The sequence below is a fragment of the Pseudochrobactrum algeriensis genome (genome assembly GCF_018436245.1).
GTDB classification, from domain to species: domain Bacteria; phylum Pseudomonadota; class Alphaproteobacteria; order Rhizobiales; family Rhizobiaceae; genus Pseudochrobactrum; species Pseudochrobactrum saccharolyticum.
This window is the reverse complement of sequence record NZ_CP075361.1, coordinates 274457-293424: the sequence shown is the minus strand read 5'-3', so window position 1 is coordinate 293424 and position 18968 is coordinate 274457. Positions and strand designations below refer to the sequence as shown.

The 18968-nt window shown below is 52.9% G+C and carries 18 protein-coding genes; 9 read left to right on the top strand and 9 right to left on the bottom strand.

Going from position 1 to position 18968, the window contains the following annotated elements; translation table 11 throughout:
- Positions 1-108: 108 nt before the first annotated feature.
- On the top strand, positions 109-1179 hold the full coding sequence (locus KHQ09_RS03450) for a purine-nucleoside phosphorylase (RefSeq protein ID WP_213596315.1): 1071 nt from the start codon (positions 109-111) through the stop codon (positions 1177-1179).
- Between the two features lie 59 nt (positions 1180-1238).
- Here the strand turns inward: KHQ09_RS03450 and aptA are convergent, their stop codons facing one another.
- On the bottom strand, positions 1239-2570 hold the full coding sequence (aptA, locus tag KHQ09_RS03445; RefSeq protein WP_213596313.1) for an omega-aminotransferase AptA: 1332 nt from the start codon (positions 2568-2570) through the stop codon (positions 1239-1241).
- Between the two features lie 191 nt (positions 2571-2761).
- Here aptA and KHQ09_RS03440 point away from each other — a divergent pair, with 191 nt between their 5' ends.
- Entirely contained in the window at positions 2762-3316 is a 555-nt protein-coding gene (locus KHQ09_RS03440) for a cupin domain-containing protein (RefSeq protein ID WP_213596311.1), read from the top strand.
- Between the two features lie 36 nt (positions 3317-3352).
- On the top strand, positions 3353-3712 hold the full coding sequence (locus KHQ09_RS03435; RefSeq protein WP_213596309.1) for a winged helix-turn-helix domain-containing protein: 360 nt from the start codon (positions 3353-3355) through the stop codon (positions 3710-3712).
- 3 nt (positions 3713-3715) lie between these two features.
- Here KHQ09_RS03435 and KHQ09_RS03430 read toward each other — a convergent pair whose 3' ends face one another.
- The 6 genes from KHQ09_RS03430 to KHQ09_RS03405 all read right to left on the bottom strand — a co-directional run bounded on the left by KHQ09_RS03430 (position 3716) and on the right by KHQ09_RS03405 (position 9996).
- Positions 3716-4138, bottom strand: coding sequence for a DoxX family protein (locus tag KHQ09_RS03430; RefSeq protein WP_213596307.1), 423 nt, complete (start codon positions 4136-4138; stop codon positions 3716-3718).
- The gene (locus KHQ09_RS03425) at positions 4135-4782 is read right to left on the bottom strand and encodes a TetR/AcrR family transcriptional regulator (protein WP_213596305.1); all 648 of its coding nucleotides are present in this window, start codon (positions 4780-4782) and stop codon (positions 4135-4137) included. The genes KHQ09_RS03430 and KHQ09_RS03425 overlap by 4 nt, the downstream gene beginning before the upstream one ends.
- On the bottom strand, positions 4779-5693 hold the full coding sequence (locus KHQ09_RS03420) for a DMT family transporter (RefSeq protein ID WP_213596303.1): 915 nt from the start codon (positions 5691-5693) through the stop codon (positions 4779-4781). The genes KHQ09_RS03425 and KHQ09_RS03420 overlap by 4 nt, the downstream gene beginning before the upstream one ends.
- Positions 5694-5968: 275 nt before the next feature.
- Positions 5969-7705, bottom strand: a complete 1737-nt coding sequence (locus KHQ09_RS03415) for an ABC transporter ATP-binding protein (protein WP_213596301.1) — start codon at positions 7703-7705, stop codon at positions 5969-5971.
- 168 nt (positions 7706-7873) lie between these two features.
- Positions 7874-9274, bottom strand: coding sequence for a sensor histidine kinase (locus tag KHQ09_RS03410; protein WP_213596299.1), 1401 nt, complete (start codon positions 9272-9274; stop codon positions 7874-7876).
- A complete protein-coding gene (locus KHQ09_RS03405; RefSeq protein WP_213596297.1) occupies positions 9271-9996 on the bottom strand; it encodes a response regulator transcription factor in 726 nt (241 codons plus the stop codon). Before KHQ09_RS03405 ends, KHQ09_RS03410 begins: the two co-directional genes overlap by 4 nt.
- A gap of 188 nt (positions 9997-10184) precedes the next feature.
- On the opposite strand from KHQ09_RS03405, the gene KHQ09_RS03400 reads away from it, so the two are divergent.
- The 6 genes from KHQ09_RS03400 (at position 10185) to KHQ09_RS03375 (ending at position 15943) form a co-directional block, all read left to right on the top strand.
- Entirely contained in the window at positions 10185-11237 is a 1053-nt protein-coding gene (locus tag KHQ09_RS03400; RefSeq protein WP_238481696.1) for an ABC transporter substrate-binding protein, read from the top strand.
- 277 nt (positions 11238-11514) lie between these two features.
- On the top strand, positions 11515-12459 hold the full coding sequence (locus KHQ09_RS03395; RefSeq protein ID WP_116086419.1) for a Bug family tripartite tricarboxylate transporter substrate binding protein: 945 nt from the start codon (positions 11515-11517) through the stop codon (positions 12457-12459).
- Positions 12456-12941, top strand: a complete 486-nt coding sequence (locus KHQ09_RS03390) for a tripartite tricarboxylate transporter TctB family protein (RefSeq protein WP_022710311.1) — start codon at positions 12456-12458, stop codon at positions 12939-12941. Before KHQ09_RS03395 ends, KHQ09_RS03390 begins: the two co-directional genes overlap by 4 nt.
- A gap of 77 nt (positions 12942-13018) precedes the next feature.
- Positions 13019-14536, top strand: a complete 1518-nt coding sequence (locus KHQ09_RS03385; RefSeq protein WP_213596295.1) for a tripartite tricarboxylate transporter permease — start codon at positions 13019-13021, stop codon at positions 14534-14536.
- Between the two features lie 309 nt (positions 14537-14845).
- Positions 14846-15001, top strand: a complete 156-nt coding sequence (locus KHQ09_RS03380; protein ID WP_162994568.1) for a hypothetical protein — start codon at positions 14846-14848, stop codon at positions 14999-15001.
- A 120-nt stretch (positions 15002-15121) separates the two neighbouring features.
- Positions 15122-15943 carry a M55 family metallopeptidase gene (locus tag KHQ09_RS03375; RefSeq protein WP_213596293.1) on the top strand — a complete coding sequence of 274 codons (822 nt, stop codon included), beginning with the start codon at positions 15122-15124 and terminating at the stop codon, positions 15941-15943.
- Positions 15944-15981: 38 nt separating this feature from the next.
- Here KHQ09_RS03375 and KHQ09_RS03370 read toward each other — a convergent pair whose 3' ends face one another.
- The gene (locus tag KHQ09_RS03370) at positions 15982-17376 is read right to left on the bottom strand and encodes an MATE family efflux transporter (protein ID WP_213596291.1); all 1395 of its coding nucleotides are present in this window, start codon (positions 17374-17376) and stop codon (positions 15982-15984) included.
- A 157-nt stretch (positions 17377-17533) separates the two neighbouring features.
- Complete coding sequence (locus KHQ09_RS03365) at positions 17534-18622, bottom strand: DUF475 domain-containing protein (protein ID WP_116086411.1); 1089 nt, start codon at positions 18620-18622, stop codon at positions 17534-17536.
- Positions 18623-18968: the final 346 nt, after the last annotated feature.

The window sequence follows — 18968 nt, the reverse complement described above, 5'->3', positions numbered from 1 at the left end:
TCAAAGCAGATCGCGTACAAGACGCAAGATCAGTTTCTTTCCGGCCAGCAGTTAAAGTCTGATCAGTCATGATCGCAACGCACCTGTCACCACGGATGAAACTGACCAATGTCATATCATCGAAGGTATTCAGAATTGCGCGCTCTTCTCCTCTCTGCCTCCGCTCTTACCGCTATTACATTTTCTGCCGCACTGGCTGCTCCGGCGCTGGCGCAGGATACTGCTAAAATTGCACCGAAAGTCATGGTTATCACCATGTTCGGTCAGGAAGCCAAACCTTGGGCTGAGGGCGAGAAATTCACGCAGCAGATCAAGCTGGCCGGTCTTAATCCGGAATATCCGAATGTTGACTGCACTGACGAAGGTCTGTGCCACATGACAACCGCCATGGGTTTTGCCAATGCGGCAAGCTCGGTCTCGGCCATGGCACTCAGCGAAAAATTCGATCTCTCCAAAACTTATTTTCTGATTGCCGGTATTGCCGGTGTTGATCCGAAACACGGCACCCTCGGCTCCGCTCACTGGGCAAAATTTGCCGTTGATGCTGACCTCAACCACCGCATCGACCAGAGCGAAGTGCCGGATACATGGGAAACCGGTTCTTTCGCACTTGGTGCCAGCAATCCGACTGAAAAAGCCAAATGGTCAGCAGGTACAGAAGTTTATGCCCTGAATGCCAAACTCACAGATTATGCTTTCAGCGTGACCAAGGATGTAGAACTGCTCGATGGCGACGGTGCCAAAGCCTATCGCAAACATTACAAGGGCGATATTGCAACCGGCGCTCCGATTGTCAGCATGTGCGATACGCTCTCCAGCGACACCTATTGGCACGGCATTAAAATGGCTCTGTTCATGGAAAAATGGGTCGAACTGCTCACCGATGGTAAAGCCACCTATTGCACCTCGCAGATGGAAGATAATGCTACTCTGACTGCACTGAAACGTGCATCGGAAGCTGGCAAACTGGATTTCGACCGTATTGCCCTACTGCGTACTGCATCAAATTTTGATCGTCAGGGCGAAGATCAGGATGCTCTGGAATCGCTGAAATCAGAATCCGGCGGCTTTAAACTGGCAACCACCAATGCCTATCGCGTCGGCAAAGCCTATGCACAAACCATTCTGACCGGTTGGGACAAGTGGCAGGAAGCACCGCATACTGACAGCGCGAAATAATTTAAGCATTAAAAAAGCCCCCGAAGAAATCATCTTCGGGGCTTTTTCATGTCTAAAACTTACGATACGCGATTGATCGCATCACCAAGGATCGAAACGATTTTGGCGATTTCTTCTTTGCTGACGATCAGCGGAGGAGACAGGGCAATCACATCACCGGTCACGCGGATCAGCAGGCCTTTTTTGAAGCAATCGGTGAACACATCATAGGCGCGTGCGCCAACAGCACCGTCACGCGAAGACAGTTCAATACCGGCCACCAAACCAAGAGTGCGGATATCAATCACATTTTTCGCGGTTTTCAGCGAATGGATCGCTTCCTGCCAGTCATCCGCCAGTTCGGCAGCGCGGGTCAGCAGCCCTTCTTCCGCATAAATATCCAACGTTGCAATCCCTGCCGCACAGGCTGCCGGATGGCCGGAATAAGTATAGCCGTGGAACAGTTCAATCGCGCCTTCAGGCCCGTGCATCAGACCATCATAAATATGACGGCTGGCAAAGACAGCGCCCATCGGAATGGCACCATTGGTCAGACCTTTTGCGGTGGTGATCAGATCCGGCGTAACACCAAAATAATCCGAAGCAAATGGTGAACCAAGACGACCGAAACCGGTGATCACTTCATCAAAGATCAGCAAAATACCGTGTTTCTTGGCAATAGCAGCAAGGCGTTCCAGATAACCTTTTGGCGGCACCAGCACACCTGTTGAACCGGCCAGCGGCTCTACAATCACCGCGGCAATGGTTTCCGCACCATGCAGCGCGACCATGCGTTCCAGATCATCCGCCAGTTCGGCACCGTGTTCCGGCTGACCTTTGCTGAAAGCATTTTTCTCAAGATCATGGGTATGGCGCAGATGGTCAGCCCCCGGCAGCAGCGGAAACACGCGGCGGTTATTGACCAGACCACCAACCGAAATACCGCCGAAACCCACACCATGATAGCCGCGCTCACGGCCGATCACGCGGGTGCGGGTGCCCTGACCAATCGCGCGCTGATAGGCAATCGCGATTTTCAGTGCGGTATCAACGGATTCTGAACCGGAGCCGGTGAAGAAAACACGGTCGAGAATTTTGCCGTCGCCGCGCGGTGCAATTTCACCAAGGCGGGTAGCAAAATCAAAAGCAATATTGTGCCCCATCTGGAATGTCGGTGCGAAGTCCATCGTCGAAAGCTGTTTTTCGACGGCGCTGGCAATCTGCTTGCGACCATGACCGGCATTCACGCACCACAGACCCGCAGTACCGTCCAGCACGGAATTGCCGTCCACATCCGTGTAATACATGCCTTCAGCTGTAGCCAGCATACGTGGCGCAGATTTGAACTGGCGGTTTGCCGTAAACGGCATCCAGAAACTGTCAAGCTTAGGACTATTGGTTAAATCAGTCATTGTTTCGCTCCTCGCCGGCGCAATTTTCCAAACGGAAAACCGTCCTCTCCCTTATATGTGGCTAAGAGTTGGCCATGCTTCGGAGAGCGAAACAAGTCTATTTCTTGCGCTCATTATCACCTTGATCTGCTTGGCAAAAAATATAAAATGTTTAAAATATTTAACAACCTCAACAGCGGAAACAGATACCCATGACCGGTGAGATCGATATTGGCGGCCGTTTGCGCTTCATCCGTGAAAAATCAGGTCTGTCGCAGCGCGAACTGGCAAAGCGCAGCGGTGTAACCAATGCCACGATTTCGCTGATTGAGGCCAATCAGACCAATCCTTCTGTCGGCGCGTTGAAACGCATTCTCGACGGCCTGCCGATCGGCATGTCGGAGTTTTTCGCCCTGCAACCGGATATGCCACAAAAGGCGTTTTATCAGTCTGAGGAGTTTGTCGAGATCGGCAAAGGCAAAATCTCCTACCGGCAGCTGGGCGACACCTTGTTCGGGCGGGCGCTGCAAATTCTCAAAGAACGGTATGAGCCGGGCGCGGATACCGGCAAAGTACCACTGGTGCATGAAGGTGAGGAAGGTGGCATTGTTATTGCCGGTCGTCTGGAAGTGACTGTCGACAGTGAGAGGCGTATATTGGGACCAGGTGACGGTTATTATTTTGAAAGCCGGCGCCCGCACCGGTTTCGTTGTGTCGGGCCGGTGGCCTGCGACGTTATCAGCGCCTGTACACCGCCGACTTTTTAAGCAATTAATTTTTGAAGACAGAACGGAGAACCAATCATGGCACAACAGGATATCGCTTTGCTGAAGCCGGTATTGCGGATTGATTTTCCTGAAAATGCGCGGCTGGGGCGCGGCAAGATCCAGCTACTTGAACATATTCGCGACACCGGCTCAATATCAGCGGCAGGGCGCGCCATGGATATGTCCTATCGCCGTGCATGGCAGCTGGTTGATGCCCTGAACTCCATGTTCAGTGAACCTTCCGTCACCTCTCAGCGTGGCGGCAAACAAGGCGGCGGCGCAGTCCTCACACCCTTCGGAGAAGAACTGATCCGCCGTTTTCGTCATATGGAAGCCACCCTCGCACAAGCTTTGGGCGATGATATTGAATGGCTGAACAAGAACCGTACCGTGTAAAAATTATTTACTGCGCAGGCGCGGCACAATTGCATGAAGAACAGCTACAATAATCAGCCCGCCGATAACCGACATATGTTCAACAGCCACATGCATTTTCGCGATGGCTTCTGCCCCTTCTGCCCGCCAGAAAGCGTGGGAGACCGGAATTGTCATAGCGGTGAACACACCCAGCGCACCGGCACCCAGCCAGACCAGTGAGCAACCCCGAATAATCAGAGCGGAACCGATCAGTTGCACGGCAATGGTCAGTGCCGCAAACAAGGCTGGCACCGGCAGATTATTTGCTGCCATTTCAGCCACCGCAGCCGGAAAATCAAAGAGCTTGGCAATCCCGCTCAGCCAGAATGTCATGGTCAGCAAAATACGCGCCAACAGCTGAATAACGGGCATGGATAAAAGCTGATAAATCCAGTTCGGGCTCATAATATTCCTCCTGTCCGGTCATTGCGCACAGTCCAGCCATGCAGCAGTGTCTGCAAAGCATCGTCTATAGTCCGGTGCTGCATTTCCACACTCACATATTGCCCCAGCAAAGCCAGACTGAGCAGATTTTCAACAATCATATCGTGGAAATGGGTGGCCATAATATAAGGGTCGCCCTGTCGCAGACTGCCGTTCTCTACATGCGGGGCAATGGCCTTGGCGAAATAATGCCGCGCCATTTGCGGGCCTTTTTCAAACCATGTCCGTGCAATTGCCGGAAACCGTCCCGATTCCGCGATAACCAGCCGCTGAAACGCCACGTGATGCTCTTCCATCAGGACAGACAGCAATTGACGACCCAACCGTTCCAGTCCGTCTTTCAACGGCAACATGGAGACATCCAGATCTTTGATCCCGTAAGTGAAAGTCTCACTCATTTGCGAGATAACAGCCATGAACAGGCCTTCTTTATCTCCGAAATGATTATAGAGATTGGTCTTTGAACCACCGGCCTGACGCATGATCTCATCAACCGACACGCCCTCATAGCCATGCTCCAGAAACAGGGCACCGGCGATGGTTCTGATCTGCTCCCGCCGCTCTATACCGCGGCGGGTAATCCGGACTGGTTTTTCTGTGCTCATTCAGCCGCCTCCGGTTGTTTTTCTACCTGTTTCTCAGCATCGGTAATCTTATGATGGTGCCGTGCCGGTCTGAATGATCTGCGATCAACCAGCTGTCCATAGAGCAAGCTTCCCAGCACCAGAACAATACCGCCAAGTTGCAGCCAGCTTGGCACCATATCATTAAAAACAGCATCCATAATAAAAGCTGTCACCGGAGCGAGCAGAAAGAACGGAGCGACTGCGGATGGTCCTGCGCCCTCAATACCACGGAACCACAAAGCGAAAGCCAGCGCCGTCAGGAAGAGTGCAAGAATGACAAAACCGGCAAAATTCACGAGCGTAACAGAAGACGGAATGTCCTGAAAAATCACAGCAAGGATTGCCAGTTCAACGCCACCGACAACCAGCTGCCAGCCAGTGAATGCAAGCAAAGAACACGGGCGACCCCATTTATGGACATAGATACCACCCAGTGCCACAGATAAGGCCGCGCCTAAACCCGCCAGAACACCGATCATATCCATTTGCACACCACCGCGCAGCACAACAAGGCTGACACCAACGGCGCCCAGCAAGACGCTGAAAATCTTATGACCGGTCGGAATAACCTGCATCAGCGGCCATGCCAGCAGAATAGTGAAGAGCGGCCCCAAAGCCTGGATGGTTGCGGCCACACCGCCCGGAAGGCGCAAAGCCGCAACAAAGATCAGGCCGAAAAACAAACCGGCATTGAGCGTGCCAAGCACAAGAATTTTCCACCACCATTCACGCGGCAGCATTGTGCGGGCAAACAGCAACAGCGGAATACCGCCACCCAAAGCGCGGATTGCACCGATAAAAACCGGATTATGCGGCAGCATGTTAGATGAAACAATATAAGTGAAGCCCCATAGAATGGTGGCCAGTGCGGCTGCAAGTTTAGGATTCATGATCTGTCCTGTCCTTCAATTTGCAGTACCAATATCATACCGTACGGTATCGTATCAATTCGTCATATTGATGGACACTGCGTTCACAATTAACGGACAGAGCTGGCCTGCATTCCCGACCAGAGCATTTCACAGTCAAGTTGGATCAACTTGACGCCCGTGATAATGCGGCAAATTAAAGAATCTAGAGCGTGCACTGAGATCCAGTCAGGACGTAAACCGCTCTAGGGCACAATTACACAAGCATTATCTGCAGGGTGCAGAAAGCAGAGCTCCTACACCTCGGCCGCACGGTTCTGTGCTTCAAGCAACTGGCGGTAGAGACCGGATTTTGCTGCCAGCAATTGCTGATGACTGCCCTGTTCCGCCACACTGCCGTCCTGCACAACAACAATGCGATCAGCATTGGTGATTGTTGCCAGACGATGTGCGATCACCAAAGTAGTGCGCCCGACCGACAATTCCGACAGGGATTGCTGAATGGCACGCTCTGTCTCTGTATCAAGAGCGGAAGTTGCCTCATCCAGAATAAGGATCGGCGGGTTTTTCAGGAAGATACGGGCAATCGCCAGACGCTGTTTCTGGCCGCCCGAAAGCTTGACACCGCGCTCACCGATAATCGTATCCAGCCCCGCCGGCAGACCGGCAACCACATCGCCCAGACGCGCCCGTTGCACAGCATCCATGATCTCGGCATCCGTTGCATCAAGACGACCATAGGCGATATTCTCACGGATAGTACCGGCAAACAAAAATACATCCTGACTGACAATGCCGATATTACTGCGCAGGGATTTCAGCGTCATATCGCGGATATCAATTCCGTCAATGCTGATAGCACCGCCGGTCACTTCATAAAAACGCGGCAGCAAAGAACAGATCGTGGTTTTTCCCGCACCGGAGGGCCCGACAAATGCAATGGTCTCGCCAGCCTGAATATCGAGGTTCAGATTATGCACGATCGGACGATTATCCTGATAACCGAAGGAAACCTGATCGTAACGGATATTGCCCTGTAATTTGCCTGCATCGCGGGCATTGGCGCGGTCAGCAATATCCGGACGCGTATTCAGAAACTCCAGATAGCGCTGAAAACCGGCAATCCCTTTCGGATAGCTTTCAATCACCGAATTGATCTTATCAATCGGGCGGAAAAACACCCCGACCAGCAGCAGGAAACCGACAAAACCACCGGCACTCAGGTCGCCGCGAATGACAAAATATGCTCCGCACAGCATCACCACCACCTGAATGAAGCGCATCGACAAATAGCTCAGCGATGTGGAGGCTGCCATCACCTTATAGGCTTCAAGCTTGGTGCTGCGATAATTCTGATTATCCTCGGCAAACAACGCGCGTTCATGGTCTTCATTAGTGAAAGCCTGCACCACACGGATACCGCCGACATTTTCCTCAATACGCGCATTGAAAGCCGCCACGCGGCCATAAAGTGCGCGCCATGTCGTGGTCATGCGACCACCATAGCGCAATGTCACCCATGCAGTGACCGGCACGATCAGCGCTGTAATAATAGCAAGTGTCGAATGTTCCCAGAACATCAGAATGAAAGCGCCGATCAGCGTCATGATCGCGATGAACAGATCTTCGGGACCGTGATGGGCGACCTCGCCGATCTCTTCGAGATCTTTGGTCATACGCGCCACAAGATGGCCGGTCTTCTGATTGTCGAAATAGCCGAAGGAGAGTTTCTGCAAATGATCAAAGGCTTTGCGGCGCATCTCGGTTTCAATATTGATCCCGAGCATATGCCCCCAATAGGTCACCACCACTTGCAAACCGGCATTGAAAATATAAACGCAGAGCAAACCGGCGGCCGCGAGAGCAATCAGCCCCCATTCATTGGTCGGCAACAACCGGTCGATGAATAATGTAACGGCCACCGGAAAAGCCAGTTCCAGCAAACCGGACAATACCGCACTGCAAAAATCGACAGCGAACAGAAGCTTATGCGGACGATAATAGGCAAAAAACCGTTTTACGATATCCGGCATTACAATCTCTCCCGTCGTCCCGCCTACAAAATCTGACATTATCATTCAAGTTACTGGCGGTTGTAGCCAAAAACCTTCAGCTTGCAACAAGATAAGTGTCTGTGTGCCAGTAAATCGGCCGGAATGATCTATCAAAAACCGGCAATAATGATAACCGGCCAGAATATTTTACGAAGCAGCAGAAAACCGGATGGCCGCGAGAAGACCTTTGCTCTGGACTGCTTTTTGCAAGATCAGATGCCCCCCATGCAAAGCCGCAATTTCCTCGACAATCGACAGACCAAGACCACTGCCTTGCGGAGAATGTCCTGTGTTTTTTGCAACAGAGCCGCGGTCAAAACGATTGCGGATCAGGGAAAGCTGCTCTTCAGGCACGCCCTTGCCATTATCCTCAACCTCAAGGAAAACAAGCTCCCCCTGCCTGCGCGCACGCACAGTCACGACGGCCTCTGTACCGGCATAAAGCAACGCATTACTAATCAGGTTTTTCAAAGCCTCTTCCAGCAGCAGCCGGTCGCCCTGCACGGTCAGGCTGGCTTCCCCCTCATAGCCCAGATCAATATCTCCCCGCGCTGCCTCACGCACGTAATCACCGGTGATCTGCCGCGCCATCTCAGCCAGATCAACAGATCCGAGCACTTGCACAGTCTGGTCGCCGGATGCATCAATTTTGGCCAGCAACAGCAACTGCGCCAGAATACGCTCGGCATGCGCCACAGCCTGATCGGCCTGCGTGACCGCTTCCAACATGGATTGGCGATCCTGACTACGCTGGGCAAGAGCAAGTTGCGTGCGCACCACTGCCAAAGGTGTGCGCAACTGATGACTGGCATTGCCGGTGAAATGGCGCAGTGCATCCAGCGCCGATTGCAACCGCACCATGAAAGAATTGACCGTTTCTACCAGCCCCTGCACCTCATTGGGCACATGCTCGCTGATCGGATGCAAGTCCTGCGGATTGCGCTCGGCAATTGCATCACTGAGGCGATAAAGCGGTCGCAAAGCATAGGTCACGGCAATCCAGACCACCAATGCAGTGCCGACAATCATAAACAACAACCGCAGGGCAGAACGCAGCAAAAGCGTATGCGTGAGCTGCCGACGCGCCATAGTTGTCTCGGCGACAGTCACTGTAAAAGGCACGGAATTCACACCGGTCGAAGCGGAACGGCGCAGCAAAGCCAGCCGGATCGGCTCTCCGCGATAGGTTCCGTCGCCAAATTCAACATCCTTATTTTCCGGATTTTTCAGCAGCGGTAATGTTTCATAACCGGTAATAAACTGGCCGGGCGGGCCGTCCACCCGATAAAACACCCGATCCTGCGCGGCAGAAGTGAGCATTTCCAAGGCGACATAGGGAATATCCACTTCCAGATCACCATGCTCGGACACCACAACACGCTCGGCAATCGCCAGCGCCGAACCACTCAGCACACGATCCGCCACCTTATTGGCCGTGCTGACAGCTTCCTGATACGTATCCGCCAGCGCAATCAACCCGATCAGCATAGTTGAAACCAGCAACCAGCCAAGCAAACGTCTGCGCAGAGAATAGCTGTTTTTCCTCATTGTGTATCCGCGGGCAAATCCACAGTTTCATCCGCAATAATAACCGGCTGGGTGCCGGACAGACGATCCAGATAATATCCCAGCCCCCGCGCTGTCCTGACCGTCAGCCCGTAAGGCGCAAGCCTTTTGCGCAAGCGGCTGACATATTGCTCAATGGCATTAGAACTCAGTTCATGGTCAAAACCGCTGAGAGACTGCACAATCGCTTCTTTGGCAACGACCTTGCCACCACGTACAAAGAGCAGTTCCAGCAAGCCAAGCTCCCGCGCCGGAATATCAATCGATTGTCCGGCAGAACTGAAAGTGCGTGTATTCAGATCCAGTGTGACAGCACCGAAATGCACCAGCGCATGACGCAATCCCGCCTGACGCCGCAACAGCACGCGCACACGCGCCTCAAACTCGCTGATATCGAACGGCTTAATCATATAATCATCCGCACCGAGATCCAGTCCGCGCACGCGCTCTTCCGGTGTACCGCGTGCGGTCAGAATGAGCACAGCCGCCTGATTATGCCGCGCACGCATGGCCCGCAGCACATCCAGCCCGTCCATCTCAGGCAGGTTGAGATCAAGAATCACCAGATCAAAGTTCTCAGCCGCAGCGGCGGCATGGGCAGATGCACCGTCTTCAACAATATCAACCGCATAGCCGCTACCGCGCAACAAAGCGCCCAGCCCTTCCGACAGCGCCTTATTATCTTCAACCAGCAAAATCCGCACGCTGACAACATCTCCCTGCTGCCCTGTTGCAGCCCGTATTGTTTCTCCCCGACACAGCATATAATGATTACAAGGGCAATGTCAGCGGATACAAAGAAATAATCCTGCATTGTCAGTAATGTTTGGGCCAGCGAGATTGGGGAGGACAGGACGTGCGCCGTTTCTGGCTGAGTGCGGTTTTAAGTTTATTGCCGGTGTGGAATAGCGCTGTGGCAGCAACGCCCATGATGTTTCCGGCACTCAGCGGCGACAAGAATGCGCCGGTGCTGGTTGTCTATTCTTCTCTCGACGAGCCGCTTGCGCGGCCGATGATTGAAGGGTTTCAGAAAAACAACCCTGACATCACCGTGCGCTATGAGGATATGCTGACCACGGAAATTTATGAGCGCATCGTGCGGGAAACCGATGACGGCTTGAAAACAGCCGATTTCGCTTTTTCCTCAGCCATGGATTTGCAGGTCAAACTTACCAATGACGGTTATGCGCAAGCCAGTATTTTGCCGATGAGCGAGCGCTGGCCAAGCTGGGCGAACTGGCGCAACACCGCCTATGCGCTGACATTTGAGCCAGCAGTTTTTGTCTATCACAAGCCGGAATTTAAAGACCGCAAACCACCGTCAACCCGTGCGGAACTGGTTGCCTATCTCAAAGAGCAGGGTGAAAGCGTTTTCGGCCGTATCGGTACTTATGATATTGAACGCTCCGGCGTCGGCTTTCTGTTCATGGCGCGCGATCAGGAGCAGTTTGACGATATCTGGACTGTTATTCAGGCCATGGGATCAGCGGGGGTCAAACTCTATTCCACCAGTCAGGCGATTGTGGAACGCGTTGCCGACGGGCGCTTCGTGCTCGGTTATAATATTCTCGGCTCCTATGCCGCAGACTGGGCATCGCGTAATCCCGATGTCGGGATTATTCTGCCTAAAGATTATACTGTGGTGATGTCGCGTATCGGACTGGTACCGGAAGCCGCCGCCTCGCCGGAACTGGGGCGACGCTATCTTGAGTTCTTCATGTCTAAGCAAGGCCAAACTATCCTCGCCCGCCAGTTGCAGATACCGGCTGTGAGCCCTGAAGTGGCCGGAGACAATACCGCTCTGACCATGCAGGAAATCTATGGTAACAAACTGAAACCGGTGCCTGTGAGCCCCGGCCTGATGGTCTATCTCGATCAGGTTAAACGCAGCCGCCTGATTGCCAAATGGAATGATGTACTGCGCCAGCAGAAAAAATATTATTGATTTTCACAGGAACAGGCTCACAATCTTCAAAAGACATATGAGTAAGAGCCGTTCCTGAAAACAGCGCAAGTCTCAATAATTATGCGCAAAGCGCAGGGTGCGTCAGGTTCGCGTCAGCTTCATATGATCGATTAGCGGGACTGTTGTCCGTGGAGGCGGTTAAACAGTACCGGGGAGGAACACTGTATATGGTCGGGGGCACCACATGCCTGATCCTTCCCGTGCGTTTTCTAAAAACCACAGCCTGCGTTGAAACGCAGCATCAGGAGGATCAGACTTGAAAAAACTTCTACTCGCTTCCCTCTTTGCAGGCGCATTGGCGCTGCCTGCCTATGCAGCAGATTACACCATTATTGCACCGGCCAATCCGGGCGGCGGCTGGGATCAGACAGCCCGTTCCCTGCAGACTGTTCTGCAGCAGGAAGGTATTTCCGGTAAAGTACAGGTACAGAACGTACCGGGCGCCGGCGGCACGATCGGTCTTGCACAATTCGCCAGCCAGCAAAAGGGTAAAGGCGATGCTCTGATCGTCGGAGGTTATGTAATGGTCGGCGCTATTCTGACCAATAAATCACCGGTAACCCTGAAAGATGTTACGCCAATCGCACGTCTGACCGGCGAATATGAAGCAATCGTTGTACCTGCTTCTTCTCCTTTCCAGACAATGGGCGACCTGGTTGAAGCGCTGAAAAAAGATCCGGGCGCAGTATCATGGGGCGGTGGTTCTGCCGGTGGTACTGACCATATCGCTGTTGGTCTGATTGCCAAGGCTGCAGGCGTCGATCCTAAGAAGATCAACTATATTGCCTATTCCGGTGGTGGTGAAGCACTGGCAGCAATTCTCGGCAGTCAGGTTTCTGCCGGTATTTCCGGTTACGGAGAATTTGAATCACAGGTCAAATCCGGCACATTGCGTCTGCTGGCTGTCTCCAGTGCCGAACGGATCGAAGGCATTGATGCACCGACCCTGAAAGAATCCGGCCTTGATGTTGTTGTAGAAAACTGGCGCATGCTGGCTGCAGCACCTGGCATTTCCGCCGAGCAGAAAGCCGCAATCAATGCGGATATTGAAAAGCTGGCAAAATCCAAATCCTGGCAGGAAACTCTGAAAACCAAAGGCTGGGCTGACACCTATCTGGCAGGCGACGCTTTTGACGCACAGCTCGATAAGGATATTCAGGCAACCGAAGGTGTTCTGAAAGACATCGGTCTTGTTCAATGAGTGAACTGAAACCTGTAACAGCGCGTCGCCCCGATCGGGCGGCGCTTTGTATCGCGGCCATCCTGCTTGTCATTTCCGGCGTGATGTTCTGGGATATGGCACGTCTTTCCGAGGCTGCCGGTTATTCGCAGGTCGGCCCTGCCACTGTGCCGAAAGCCATTGCCTTTGGCCTTGCAGGATTGGCGATCTGGACAATTATTGCTGCTTTCCGCCATGATTTTCCCGAACGTGAGCCGCAGGAAGTCAAACCGGTATTGTGGATTGTCGGCGGTCTGACCGCGCAGATGTTGCTGCTCAACACGGCAGGCTTCTCTATTGCCACAGGCATCATGTTCGCCCTTACGGCCTATGGTTTCGGTAAGCGCAAATTATGGTTCTCGATCCCTGTCGGAATTGCCGCCTGTTATGTGATCTGGCTGGTTTTTGCCAAATTGCTGCAATTGTCACTGCCTGCGGGGCCGTTAGAGCGGTTGTTCTTTTAAAAAGCCACCGGCTGTCTCCTCGTTGCCGCAGCGCCTTACCCTCTGCGTAAAGCGGCTCAACACGGGAACAATGATTAATGTCTACATTTGAATTTCTCATGCAGGGGATTGTGGTTGCGATGCAGCCGATGAACCTGCTCTATGCGCTGATCGGCGTGACACTCGGCACCGCTGTCGGCGTGCTTCCGGGCATCGGCCCCGCACTGACTGTCGCCCTGTTGCTGCCCGTTACCTATCAGCTCGATGCTGCGGGTTCCCTGATCATGTTTGCCGGTATTTATTACGGCGGCATGTATGGCGGTTCCACTACATCTATTCTGCTGAATACACCGGGTGAAAGCGCCTCGATTGTTACCGCTCTGGAAGGTAACAAAATGGCGCGTAAAGGGCGCGGCGGCCCTGCATTGGCAACGGCTGCTATCGGCTCTTTTGTTGCCGGCCTGATTGCAACCATCGGCCTCGCTTTCATCGCGCCTTATATTGTTAAACTTGCACTGGTTTTCGGCCCCCGCGAATATTTTGCGCTGATGGTACTGGCTTTTGTCACCGTGTCATCGGCTTTTGGCGACAGCGCATTGCGCGGCCTGACATCCCTGTTTATCGGCCTTGCGCTTGCCACTATTGGTATTGACCAGCTGACTGGTCAGGCGCGTCTGTCCTTTGGTGTGCCCGATCTGCTTGACGGCATTGAAGTCACCACACTGGCCGTTGCCATGTTCGCGATCGGCGAAACGCTCTTTATCGCCGCTCAGGGCGCACGCGCACCGGATAAAGTGGAAGCCGTTAAAGGCTCGCTGTGGATGTCTGCCTCAGACTGGGCGCGGTCTTGGAAACCATGGCTGCGCGGTACATTTATCGGTTTTCCGATTGGTGCCATGCCTGCCGGCGGTGCGGAAATCGGCACATTCCTCTCCTATGCAACCGAGCGCAAACTCACCAAACATCCGGAAGAATTCGGCAATGGTGCAATTGAAGGTGTTGCAGGACCTGAAGCTGCCAATAATGCGTCCGCTGCCGGTACGCTCGTGCCATTGCTGACACTCGGCCTGCCAACAACAGCAACCGCTGCAATCATGCTGGCCGGTTTCCAGCAATATGGTCTGCAACCGGGCCCGCTGCTGTTTGCAACTAATCCGCAGCTGGTCTGGGGTTTGATTGCCAGCTTGCTCATCGCCAATTTCATGCTGCTGGTGTTGAACCTGCCGTTGATCGGCCTGTGGGTCAAATTGCTGACCATCCCTAAACCATGGCTCTATGCCGGTATTCTGATGTTCGCCACGCTTGGTACAATCGGTGCTAATCCGTCGATCTTTGAACTTGGTATGCTGCTGGCTTTCGGCCTGATGGGCTATGGTATGCGTGTCTTCGGTTATCCGATTGCACCGGCAGTCGTTGGTTTGATCCTTGGCCCGTTGGCTGAGCAGCAATTACGTCGCGCTTTGTCGATCAGTCAGGGTGATGTGACCGTGTTGTTCACCTCCCCTATTGCAGCTGTGCTGCTGACAATTGCAGCACTGGCACTGATCGTACCGCTGATTATGCGTGCCCGTGGCCGCGGTCAGGTTCTGTCACAGCTTGCGGCGAATGAGGACTAGAGCGGTTTACGTCCAGATTGGATCATAGCGCTCGCTCTAGATTCTTTATTTGGACGCATTATCACTGGCGTCAAGTTGCTCCAACTTGACTGTGAAATGCTCTAAACCTTTATACCCCCGAAAATGATGAGCCCGCCGGTTATGCCGGCGGGCTTTTTCTTTGCTTATCATCATTATTTAACCGGCCATGCGATTCATGCATGGCAGCTCTGTTATTCTGTCAGTTGTGAAAACGGCTTGGTGATCCCATCTTTGGAGTATCAGATTACGGCTTTGCAATAGACAAAGCCCCAAACACGGAGAAGCAAGATGACAGAACGTACAAAGCATTCCCGTAATTTCATCAGCCGTGCACTGGCTGTTTTCGGTGCCGCAGCTTCCGCAGCCGCTGCTGTTGAAGGCCGCCGTCGTCCGCATGAAAGAGACCTGCGCACCCTCGGCATTAATCCGGCCGACTTCAGCTAATCTGCTCTATCTATAAGATTTTAAGTCCTTCAAGCCCCGCACTTCGGTTGAAGCTGCGGGGCTTTTTTGTCAAGGTAGCCTCGGAATTACGGAATCAATCATGATTGCCGGAGGGGAAATATGAGAGTCTATATTTGTGCGGATATTGAAGGTGTTGCAGGTGTTGTAACATCCCAGCAGGGGCAACCCGGCAATCCGGAATATGAGCGGGCGCGCCGCCTGATGACAGAAGAAGTCAATGCCGCCATTGAAGGCGCATTGGCAGGCGGAGCAGACTATATTCTGGTCAATGACTCGCATGGCCCGATGGTCAATATTATTCCGGAAATGCTGCATCCGGCAGCAGAACTGATCCTTGGCCGCCCCAAAAAATTCAATATGGCTGCCGGTCTGGATGAAAGCTTTGACCTGCTGTTTTTCACCGGTCATCATGCCAGTGCCGCGCAATATGGCGTGCTGGCCCATACCACCAACGGCTTTGCCTTCCGCACCATCAAACTCAATGGACAGATTGTCGGCGAACCCGGCTTTTATGGTGCCTATGCCGGTGAGCTTGGTGTGCCGGTGGCACTGATTAGTGGCGATGATCAGACCGAGCAGGAAAACCGCCCGTTCTTCCCTGAGGCTGAATTTGCCACCGTCAAAACAGCCCTAGGCAACCGTGCAGCGCGTCAGATTTCCGTTCAGAATGCCCGTGCGATGATCCGTGATCTGGCGAAAAAAGCAGTTGAGCGCAAAAATGAGCTGAAAGTCTGGAAACCATTTACCGGCCGTATCCATGCAGAATTCATTATGAATTCCCCGCTGCTGGCCGATCAGATGGCAATTATCCCTTGTGCCAAGCGCACAGATGCCACCACCATCAGCTTCGATTGTGCAAATGTTGCGGAAGCTGTCGGCTGGATGGGTGTTCTTTCCGGTCTTGCTGCCAATGTGAAATAACAACAAAAAAGCCGGCAGTGCCGGCTTTTTTACATAATTTATATAAGCTTCACAATTTTCCGCTTACTGAAAATGAAATAATAATAGCCCGATTGCAGACACAGCATCGTGGCGAAGGTCAGCGAATAAGCCCACCAAATTCCGTCAATGCCGATCCATTGATTGAACAAATAGGCTGCCGGAATTTCCACCAGCAAGATAGCACTCATGGTCAGAACGGTCGGGGCATAGATTGCCCCGCTTGCCCGCATTGAGCTCATAAACACGCTGCTCATGCCAAATAATACAATCGTCCAAAGCACAATATGCAGCAAATGCGCCGCCAGATCTGCGACGGCCTGTTCTGTCAGAAAGGCACTGGTAATATAGCCGGACAGTAAATAGGCCAGTGCCACACAGGAGCCGGTTACCAGCCAGTTCAGCTGCAGTCCGGCAATCACAATCTTATGCACCTGCTCATTACGCCCTGCCCCGACCGCCTGTGCAGCCAGAATTGAGGCGGTAATACCGATAGAGATGGCCGGAAACTGCACCCAGCCCAATGTCTGAACAATCGCACCATAGGCGGCTGTCGCCTGCGTACCATGACCATTGACCAGCCCCAGCAGCACGATCTCGGCAAAAGCAATGGTCAGCATCTGCAAGGCTGTCGGCAGGCCAACGCGCAAAATGGTTTTGCAATAGGTGCCGTTAAAGCGGATCAGAGCCAGAAAACTGCGTGTAAATGCCATAGGATGATTGCGCCGGTTCCAGTGCCAGATCAGCCAGACCAGTGCCACAGCGGAAGCAATCACCGTAGAAACTGCTGCACTCATCACCCCAAGCTGCGGAAAACCCAGCCAGCCTTCAATGAAGAGCGGTGTCAGCACCATGGCAACAGATGTTGCAACCACAAGCGCCCAGAGCGGACTGACCGCATCACCCACGCCACGGCTCATATTGCTCATCAGCCAGAGCAGGAAAATCACCGGCATGCCCATCATCATGATGCGGGCATAATGGGCGGATTCGTTCAGCACGGCCTCCGGCGTACCTAAAAACGCCATCAGCTGCGTGGCAAATAATCCGCCCATTATTGCAACGGTAACAGACACAGTCATCACCATTGCCACCGCACTGCCCGCAATGCCATGTAGCTTGACCATATCCCGTGCGCCCCATGCCTGCCCGATCAGAACGGTAGCACCGGCACCAAGACCGATAATCAGCCCGAGAAACAAAAAGAACACCGGAGCAAAGGCGGACATTGCCGCCAGCGCATCAACGCCCATCATGCGGCCGACAAAAATACCGTTCAGCGTACCAGAAGCCGCCTGCAAAATATTGGACAGCAGCATTGGCAGAAAAATCAGCATATAGGAGCGCCACAGACCATGCTGTACCGGCGGCTTAACTGCATCAATGCTCACAGAAACAGCTTGTTTGTCACTCATATTCTGTCCGCCTGTTTCCATTGCCTCTTCCGTTCTCGCTGTCCGTGCATGCTGTTTCTCATCAATGAGCAATAATCGCAGCTTTGCAATCATGCAAAATAATAAAGCCGCCGGAGTGATCCGGCGGCTCATAATTACGTGAAGGTGATGAAACAGCTTATTCGGCTGCTACAGCTTCAGCTTTTGCTTCTGCATGTTCTTCGCGGCGGTTATGACGAACCGATGCCCAGAATGCGATACCGATCAGTACCGCACCGCCAAGACCGGTAATCACTTCCGGAATATGCACGAGTGTCTGGAAATACATCACCACCGACAGGATCAGGATCGCATAGAATGCACCATGTTCCAGATAGCGGTATTCGCTCAATGTGCCTTTTTCTACCAGCATAATGGTCATGGAACGCACATACATCGCACCGATACCCAGACCGATCGCGATCACGAACAGGTTCTGCGACAGAGCAAAAGCACCGATCACACCGTCGAAGGAGAAGCTGGCATCCAGCACTTCGAGGTAAAGGAAAGCACCAAAACCGCCCTGCGCCGCAGCGTTCAGCGTTTTCTGCGAAGCATCAAGAATACCGCCAACCACCTCCACAGCAAGGAAGGTCAGGAGACCATAAATGCCGGAATAGAGGAAAGTTGTACCTTCAACTTCACCAAGAATGGACGAGAAGGTCAGAAGCAGGATCAGAACGATTGCAACTTCAACCCCTTTGATTTCAGCCAGACGCGTCATCGGACGCTCGAGCGGACCGAACCAATGCACATCCTTGTCGGAATTGAAGAAATAGGTCAGTCCCACCATCAACAGGAAGGTACCGCCGAAAGCGGCAATCGGCAGATGCGCATCAGTCATGATACGCGCATATTCTTCAGGTTTCGCAGCAGCCAGAACGATCGCTTCAATCGGACCGATACCGGCAGCAATCACCACAACCAGCAGCGGGAAAACAATACGCATACCGAAAACGGCAATGATGATACCCCATGTCAGAAAGCGATGCTGCCATTCCGGCGTCATATCTTTCAGCTTATTGGCATTCACCACCGCATTATCAAAGGACAGCGAGATTTCCAGCACGGCCAGAACCGTACAGATGAAAAAGATCGAGGCCATACCACCGATTGTGCCGGTGGACTGCCAGCCGAGCCATGCACCAAGCGCCAGACCGACGACGGTGACAATAAATGCCCAGGTAAAATAGCTGAGAACAGTTTTCTGAGATGCAGGCGTGCTCATTTCACGATCTCCTTAGTGGCCGGAGACCGGTCTGTACGATACGCATTATCAATATAAGAACAAAAGTTAAAAGCGGAATCGGCCTGATGACCTTCCGCAGAAAACATGAAAGAATTTTTCATGATCACATGTCCGCCGGCTATATTTGCGGCAGTACCGACATCACGAGAGCGCCGTAAACTCTCGCCAGAGGGGCCCGGTACCGTGTTAGCTCCGTAATGATTGACCCAGCTGTATAAAACAGTTGCAAGGCGGATGCCGGTGCCTCTCACCAGCCGAATTTCCCGCAGCCTTCATACTACAGATGCATTCTAATTAATCATTGTTACGATTGCTTCAAGGGGGG

Bases quoted from the DNA above. Each gene is read 5' to 3' on its own strand.
- KHQ09_RS03450 (WP_213596315.1), top strand. From the start codon at position 109: ATGTCATATCATCGAAGGTATTCAGAATTGCGCGCTCTTCTCCTCTCT.
- aptA (WP_213596313.1), bottom strand. From the start codon at position 2,570: ATGACTGATTTAACCAATAGTCCTAAGCTTGACAGTTTCTGGATGCCG.
- KHQ09_RS03440 (WP_213596311.1), top strand. From the start codon at position 2,762: ATGACCGGTGAGATCGATATTGGCGGCCGTTTGCGCTTCATCCGTGAA.
- KHQ09_RS03435 (WP_213596309.1), top strand. From the start codon at position 3,353: ATGGCACAACAGGATATCGCTTTGCTGAAGCCGGTATTGCGGATTGAT.
- KHQ09_RS03430 (WP_213596307.1), bottom strand. From the start codon at position 4,138: ATGAGCCCGAACTGGATTTATCAGCTTTTATCCATGCCCGTTATTCAG.
- KHQ09_RS03425 (WP_213596305.1), bottom strand. From the start codon at position 4,782: ATGAGCACAGAAAAACCAGTCCGGATTACCCGCCGCGGTATAGAGCGG.
- KHQ09_RS03420 (WP_213596303.1), bottom strand. From the start codon at position 5,693: ATGAATCCTAAACTTGCAGCCGCACTGGCCACCATTCTATGGGGCTTC.
- KHQ09_RS03415 (WP_213596301.1), bottom strand. From the start codon at position 7,705: ATGCCGGATATCGTAAAACGGTTTTTTGCCTATTATCGTCCGCATAAG.
- KHQ09_RS03410 (WP_213596299.1), bottom strand. From the start codon at position 9,274: ATGAGGAAAAACAGCTATTCTCTGCGCAGACGTTTGCTTGGCTGGTTG.
- KHQ09_RS03390 (WP_022710311.1), top strand. From the start codon at position 12,456: ATGAGTGAACTGAAACCTGTAACAGCGCGTCGCCCCGATCGGGCGGCG.
- KHQ09_RS03385 (WP_213596295.1), top strand. From the start codon at position 13,019: ATGTCTACATTTGAATTTCTCATGCAGGGGATTGTGGTTGCGATGCAG.
- KHQ09_RS03380 (WP_162994568.1), top strand. From the start codon at position 14,846: ATGACAGAACGTACAAAGCATTCCCGTAATTTCATCAGCCGTGCACTG.
- KHQ09_RS03375 (WP_213596293.1), top strand. From the start codon at position 15,122: ATGAGAGTCTATATTTGTGCGGATATTGAAGGTGTTGCAGGTGTTGTA.
- KHQ09_RS03370 (WP_213596291.1), bottom strand. From the start codon at position 17,376: ATGAGTGACAAACAAGCTGTTTCTGTGAGCATTGATGCAGTTAAGCCG.
- KHQ09_RS03365 (WP_116086411.1), bottom strand. From the start codon at position 18,622: ATGAGCACGCCTGCATCTCAGAAAACTGTTCTCAGCTATTTTACCTGG.